The following is a 7,553-nucleotide window of genomic DNA, read 5'->3' on the forward strand; positions in this document are numbered from 1 at the left end:
AGTTAAGAAGGGATAATATGTTGATTGGTGATCTATACACATCTATTCAATTTGGACGAGATTTTAATCCTTTCCCAGCAGTCAATTCACTTGTGGAGACAATAACTTTTATATTTTTTAATACCATCACCCTAGGTATTTACGGTAGTTTGGAAATTTTAGCGAAAAAAAATAAGATAAATAATCTTCAACGCGTGCAAAAACAAATACAAGAGAAATCATCTAATTTCATACAGAAATGGAATGATCTAGAAAATCGCTTAACATCTGTTCGTGAAGAAATTTTAAATAAACCTCAAGGTGCGACTTTCATTTCAGAGGAAAATTTAACTACCTTAGAAATCGAAACTAAAAACTTGAAAAGACAATTTAGCTTATTATTCCCAGATTCAGATTTATCTATCAGTTTTGCTAATTTTTTAAAAAATTTAATAACAAATTTCTTAACTTTAGGTATTTACACTGCCTATCAAAATTTTCTATTAAATAAAAAAGTTTCGCTTTTGATAAAGCAAAATAATTACATTAAAGATAAATCTCAAAAGGATAACGAGCAAAAAGAGCATCAAATTTTATCAAATATAAAAATCGCAAAATCATTTGTAAGTTGGCAAAAAGGATTACAAGCTTATAGTCAAAATCCCCATATAATAGAAAATGAAATTTCTGAAATTAGACAAAAATTAACTGAAGACGAAGCTTGTTTAGCGAAACTAGAGTCTAATAAAAAGAACTGGGAAACCCTTCATATTGATTTAACAAGATTACAGGAGCAGTGCGCCAAACTGGAAAGGCGACGTTTAGCATTAAAAAAAGACTATCCAGCCGTTTTTGAACAAATGACTTATGAAAAAACTTTAGAAGTTGTTGGACAAGATAAGACTAAAGTAAAGCAATTACAGCAACAATTAGACCAAATTTCTCGCATAAAAAAACAATCAGGAACGTCTATTCTTGGACAGTTAGAACCGATAAATCCCGCAGACAAAAAGACATTAGATCAGTATGGAATCGTTTTAGCTGATGAAGAAGTACAAGGAGATTATGGTTTAAATAGTAATGATGATGAAGAGAATTTGTTTACAGATTACGTTAAACGAAATGAAAAAACACTGACTCCTGAGAAATTCATAAATGAAAGTTTGACATATGTTTTAGACAAAATGCTTAAATTAGGCAATGACTCAAAATCAAATGTTAAATTTAATGATAGTGAAATGATTTATCTAGATCCAGACTATTTATATAGTAAAATGGCTATTTATCAACTTCTCGTATTAGATGTATTAGAGCATGGTGCTATTGTTAGAGACTGTCAAGGAATAAAATTGAAAATCGGAAGAGCATCTGAGTTAGAAATGAGGCCTTCTAATCCTGCTCAAGTAGGAACTTTTGAAAATGGCCGATTCGGAAGCAAAATCATTTTGAGAAATGAAGACCCATTTGGCCCAGTTTCGGGGACGGCGGGTTTACAATATGGAATAGATCCTGTAAGAGCAAAACGGATTTGGATTTTATTGACTGAAGAAGAGCAAAAATATCTTTATTATTGGCTTATGGATCCTTTTTTCGAAGAAGGAAGTCAAGAAAGTAAAAGTTTGAGAGAATTTGTTACAAGGGGGGATAAAAAAAGAGTTGCGCTTGTTAATCTTGTTTATGACCATATTTGTGATATAGCGGCCTCTATTATGAAAAATTTTGAAAAGCATACAGGAGTCGTTTGGCAGGGAAAAATGACAAATGATAATCCTCTTGTAACTCCTTATAAGAAAGTAAGCATAAACATTTTGGATCAAATCGAAGACTCTGCACCTATTGTAGCATGGCAAATGAATATTGAAATTCTTGCGAAATATCCTTTGCTTTATGCTGCTTTGCAAGAGGCTCAAGTAGATCATTCTATCTTACAAATGATGCAAATGATTCCTGGTTATTTGCAAAATCCTTTAAATAAAGCATATGCAGCTCAATGGAAAAGTGATGATAAAATCAAAGGACTCTCTGAACAATACTACGGAAGTCATGAATTATTAGAAGGCTATAATTACGATACTTCTCCTCGCGGGTGTTTGTTCTCCAATCTCTTAGCTATCATTATGACAAATAAAAATTATGTTAATAAACAATATTTAAAATTTTTAAAAGAAGCGGTGGCAGATTGTTTAGATAACGAAGAAACAGCAAAAGAATTTAAAGATAGAATTAAACAAGATTATCATTGGTCTCTCAAACAATACCAAAAGTGGTTGAGAGGAGAATCGATAGAAATGGTTTCTGAATACTCTGATATTGAGATTGAATTGACTGCTCGATTAATTGGGGTGAAAATAGGTGTATTTGTGCTTGGCCAAAATACGGTTCTTGATGAATCTGGAGCTATGATTCCAGCTGGTCAAATCAATTACTTTGGACCAAATACAAAAGAAGTTTATTACCTTTATAATCATCCGAGTGTCACTTACTATGGATTATTTCCAAAATATCATAAAGGTGAGAATTTAAAAGCTTATTTAAGTTCATTTGATGAAAATGTATTTGGAGAGGGGATTGTCGAAAGAATTAAAAGCACTGTTAATAAATTACACCTTTATTGGAGATTGTTAGCTCAAGCTAAAGATTAATTGCTTTAGGGTGTTTAAGGTATGAGAGTATAAATTAATACGAATTATCATAAGTATATAGGAATTTATGAGTAACTTGACAGTACAACCAAGCAGTTTAGGAAACGTTTATACTCCTCAGTCTAAATCACTTATTACGTTCAATAATGTGACGTTTATTGTTATAAATATCTTAAGTTTAGGTAAATATGGAGTTAGGTGTATTGTTGAGCAACAACGAAAAATTCAACACATCAAGTGTAAACAGGCAAAGTTAGTATCTAACACGCAAGAACTTTTGGAAAGATTTGAAAATTTAAAAAATAAGATCTTTATATTAGAAAAAGAAGTTCAACAAACTGATTTGACCTTAAATTTTGATAACAGAATTGAAGATATAAATATAACGAATGAGCAGTTAAAGAAGCGGTCATTAGAAAGCATTTTGAACAACGAGCAAAGCCTTGTTATGCAAAATTTTGCAGTCCCACGCATATCTTTTTTAGGTCTTTTATTAGCTAATATTGTTTCTATCGGATTTTTTAGTTTCTATCAATTTAGACAAAATAAATTACATATCGCGAATTTAAAAAAAGAAACCGAAAATTTCCAGCTTATTATTTCTCAACGACAAATAGAATTAGCTAAACAGATTAATAATCAATTAAATTTTTTACGAAGAACTGAAAATTTAAAAGTTAAAATTGCTAGGTTGCCTATCGGGAATGATTTTTTCAAAATTAATGAGAAAAAAGAGAGGCTTAAATGGCTGGCACAAGAAATTGAAAGATTGGATTCGGAAGTGAAAAACTTGGCTAAACAAAATGCTAGCTATGAGGTGGAAAAATTAGGGTCCGTGGCTTTCTTAAAGTGCAGAGTAAAAGATTTAGAAAATTTAAATACTCTTATTATAGAAAAAGCTAAAAAAATGCTCTCAAAAAAAACTTCAGATGATCCAACATTAGCCTTAGAAGAGTTAAAAATAAGAATCCGACGTGAGCAAGAACTAACACAGAAGTTATTCCAATTAAAAAAAGATTTGGAAAGAGAAAGTGCAGATTTGACACCAACTGAAAAGATTTATAGTCAAATAGGCCAAATCAATCAAGCATATGCTCGAGTTGAAAACCAAGGCGTCATTCCAGGGGATTATGGACTAAATTTTGACGGAGATTTTGACCCATCTAAAGAAACAGAGTATGTAAAAAACTATAAAGGAATAAAGACAGCCCGAGAGTTTTTAGAAGTTCTTTACGCTAATTCATTTAAAGAATTAGTGGAATTAGCTAAACATGGAAAGATTAATTTTAATAAGCATCTCAATACAGTTATCGATGAATTGAATTGTCAAGCCTTATATCGATTTATGGTATTAAAATTTATGTCTCATAGTCGATTAGAAGAAAATGGCTGTAGAGGATATTTATTAAAATTGAATGCAGACGGGGTTTCCCTTGCTGCTCCTGCACCTGAAATAGTGCTTGATTGTCCTTATGGTGAAATAGCTAAATCTAACCATTTACGAAGAATTAATCGAGTTGTGGATGAGTTTACTTATGCAGTAGAACCTCAACAAATTAGTTTACCGCCCTACGATCCTGAAAGTTTAAAAAGATTGTTAGTTGATTTGTCTGAGGAAGAAAAACTGCACTTATTTAATTTAGTGATGGAAGACTTAATTGAAGAAGATCATCCAGAAATGATTAATACGCGAAAATTTTTACAACAAAAAGATAATCAGCGAGTTGAAAAAATAAAAACAACTTTTCAATTAATTTGCGATTTTGCTGTGACGCTTAAAGCAAAATTTGGACCTCAACATTTACTCATTTTAAAGAATTTATATGACGATGAAGGAGTTGAACCTTTCAAAAAATTTAAAGAAGAAACTGTTGAATTGAAAACGGCCTCAACTTCTCAAACCGTGACAATTCCCTGGACTCCTAATCATGCTTGCTTAGACCCAAATTTGAAAAAGATTATTCAGGATACAGTAAAAACTTATCAGGATTTTTATAGAGGTTTGAATCGTGAAGCTGTTAATCCAAAGGGACAAATCTGTTCCACAAATTATGTTGGAATAGATATGCAATATTGGCATAAACATCCCTATTTTGGCCGGCATGGGTGTTTGATGAGCGCGTTTTCCGCTTTATTGACAACTGAAAGGGAGCTTATATCGGAATCAACTGTAAAACAATTGAAAAATGCCATTGCTGCTTATCTTGATATTCCTGAAAAGGCGGCACAGTTTAAAAATCAAATTTATAATGAATATAAACTTTCTATCGAGAAATATCAAAGTTATATGAGAGGTGAGAATTATCAAATTATTAATGTAAGTAATTTTGGCGATCTGGAAATTCAATTAATGGCTGAGGTCATTGGAGTGAAAATAGCGGTAATTATAGATTCAGGGTCAGTGGCTAGGAAGGGATTAAATCAACCCCTCATTTTAAATGAATTTGGTTTAACAGTTCCTGAATCCAGCTATTACTACTTCGGTCCCAACACCTTCGAGGTTTTATATTTGTATAAAACTACCTTCAATGGGAATATGGAAACGCCTACTTATGAGCCACTTTGGCCTAAGGTGAAAAATTCAGCTTTGCTTACCCCAGAGTCAAGATCAGCTTATGAAAAAATTTATCTGCATGCTTACTCTAGTCATGCTTACTCTAGTAGAGCTTTTTAATAAGCTTAATCATCAATTTATCTATCTTTCTTTTTCTATATATACGACTTCTTGAGTAGAAATTATAAAAATTGGTTTGGGTGTCTCTGATACCTTAACCTTTTTAAATTTACTTTAAGTAGCAATCGTTTCTTTTTAAATTTTTTTTAACTTTTCTCCCGGATAAATTTTCAAAAAATTTTAAATCTAAAAAATTTTTAAATGAAATTTATTTTTTACTCAAGTTATTTATATTTAATGGTTTTAATTGCTCTTGCCCTCCTTTGCACGATTTAAAACTATAAGTAAGGGTTGCGATTGTGCAATGTTGATATTAAAGCTTAAACTGACGGGAAGTTTGTCTTGTAAAAAGATAGAAGGTAAAAAAAGGAGCTAGTAAAGAAGAAAGAAATGTGATGAGAGCAATACACTCAAGTTTTATCAACTCATAATAAGTTGTTTGTGCATTTTTTAAAGAGTTTTATTTTTTAGCTGTTGCATTAATTCCTTCATTTCGCTAATCTTTGTGTACTCTAACGATAAATTAATCGTAAGAATAGCGATCGTCTTGAGCGATGCGAGATTGTTTTGACAGTATAAGAAAGACAATGTGCAAGCAAACAATAGAGCTTGTGTGAGGCATGAAGATGCCCCACATATAGAGCACTACGTTTAAGTAGTGCAGATTAATATAATCAACTCAGGTTTTCAAGAGTTTATTTTTCTGTGAGAATTTGATCTTGGTTCAGATTGAATGCTGACAGCGTGGATGAGGCATGCAAGTCGAACGAAACCTTCGGGTTTAGTGGCGGAAGGGTTAGTAAGACATGGATAACTTGCCTTTAACTCTGGGATAACGGTTGGAAACGACCGCTAATACCGGATAGGGTGAAAAGAAGACATCTTTTTTTTATTAAAGTGGGGGATCGCAAGACCTCGCGGTTAAAGAGAGGTCCATGGGATATCAGCTAGTTGGTGTGGTAAAGGCGCACCAAGGCTAAGACGTCTAGGCGGATTGAGAGATTGACCGCCAACACTGGGACTGAGAACTGCCCAGACTCCTACGGGAGGCTGCAGTCGAGAATCATTCGCAATGGGCGAAAGCCTGACGATGCGACGCTGTGTGAGTGAAGAAGGCCTTAGGGTCGTAAAGCTCTTTCGCCTGAGAACAAGATGAGCTGGCTAACATCCAGTGATTTTGAGCGTACCAGGTAAAGAAGCACCGGCTAACTCCGTGCCAGCAGCTGCGGTAATACGGAGGGTGCAAGCATTAATCGGATTTATTGGGCGTAAAGGGCGCGTAGGCGGGGGTGTCAGTCAGATGTGAAATCCCGGGGCTCAACCTCGGAACAGCATTTGAAACTACATCTCTAGAGGGTAGGCGGAGAAAACGGAATTCCACAAGTAGCGGTGAAATGCGTAGATATGTGGAAGAACACCGGTGGCGAAGGCGGTTTTCTAGCTTATACCTGACGCTAAAGCGCGAAAGCAAGGGGATCAAACAGGATTAGATACCCTGGTAGTCCTTGCCGTAAACTATGTATACTTGGTGTAACTGGACTCAACCCTAGTTGTGCCGTAGCTAACGCGTTAAGTATACCGCCTGGGGAGTACAGTCGCAAGGCTGAAACTCAAAAGAATTGACGGGGACCCGCACAAGCAGTGGAGCATGTGGTTTAATTCGATGCAACGCGAAGAACCTTACCCAGACTTGACATGTAGTAGACCGGTCTAGAAATAGGCCTTTCCTTCGGGACTGCTACACAGGTGCTGCATGGCTGTCGTCAGCTCGTGCCGTGAGGTGTTGGGTTAAGTCCCGCAACGAGCGCAACCCTTATCATTAGTTGCCAACATTTAAGGTGGGAACTCTAATGAGACTGCCTGGGTTAACCAGGAGGAAGGTGAGGATGACGTCAAGTCCGCATGGCCCTTATGTCTGGGGCTACACACGTGCTACAATGGTCGGTACAAAAGGCAGCGAAGCCGCGAGGTGAAGCAAATCCCGAAAGCCGGCCCCAGTTCAGATTGTAGTCTGCAACTCGACTACATGAAGACGGAATTGCTAGTAATGGCGAGTCAGCAACATCGCCGTGAATACGTTCCCGGGTCTTGTACACACCGCCCGTCACATCATGGGAGTTGGTTTTACCCGAATCCGCTGGCTTAACCGCAAGGGAAGAGGCGTGTAAGGTGAGGCCGATGACTGGGATGAAGTCGTAACAAGGTAGCCCTACCGGAAGGTGGGGCTGGATCACCTCCTTTAAAGGACAGTTTGCTAA

General features: G+C 35.6%; 2 protein-coding genes and 1 rRNA gene. All 3 read left to right on the top strand.

The annotated features are described in order from the left end of the window. Positions 1 to 17 precede the first annotated feature (17 nt). The 3 genes from TY19_RS01785 (at position 18) to TY19_RS01795 (ending at position 7,536) form a co-directional block, all read left to right on the top strand. Positions 18 to 2,621 carry a hypothetical protein gene (locus TY19_RS01785; RefSeq protein WP_042279499.1) on the top strand — a complete coding sequence of 868 codons (2,604 nt, stop codon included), beginning with the start codon at positions 18 to 20 and terminating at the stop codon, positions 2,619 to 2,621. Positions 2,622 to 2,688: 67 nt separating this feature from the next. Next, positions 2,689 to 5,295 (top strand): hypothetical protein, encoded by a 2,607-nt coding sequence (locus TY19_RS01790; RefSeq protein ID WP_042279501.1) that lies wholly within the window; start codon positions 2,689 to 2,691, stop codon positions 5,293 to 5,295. Between the two features lie 701 nt (positions 5,296 to 5,996). Next, a 16S ribosomal RNA gene (locus tag TY19_RS01795) occupies positions 5,997 to 7,536 on the top strand. Positions 7,537 to 7,553 lie beyond the last annotated feature (17 nt).

This window comes from Candidatus Protochlamydia sp. R18, from assembly GCF_000648255.1.
GTDB classification, from domain to species: domain Bacteria; phylum Chlamydiota; class Chlamydiia; order Chlamydiales; family Parachlamydiaceae; genus Protochlamydia; species Protochlamydia amoebophila.

Excerpts from the sequence above, each read along its gene's own strand:
- TY19_RS01785 (WP_042279499.1), top strand. The coding sequence starts at position 18 with ATGTTGATTGGTGATCTATACACATCTATTCAATTTGGACGAGATTTT.
- TY19_RS01790 (WP_042279501.1), top strand. The coding sequence starts at position 2,689 with ATGAGTAACTTGACAGTACAACCAAGCAGTTTAGGAAACGTTTATACT.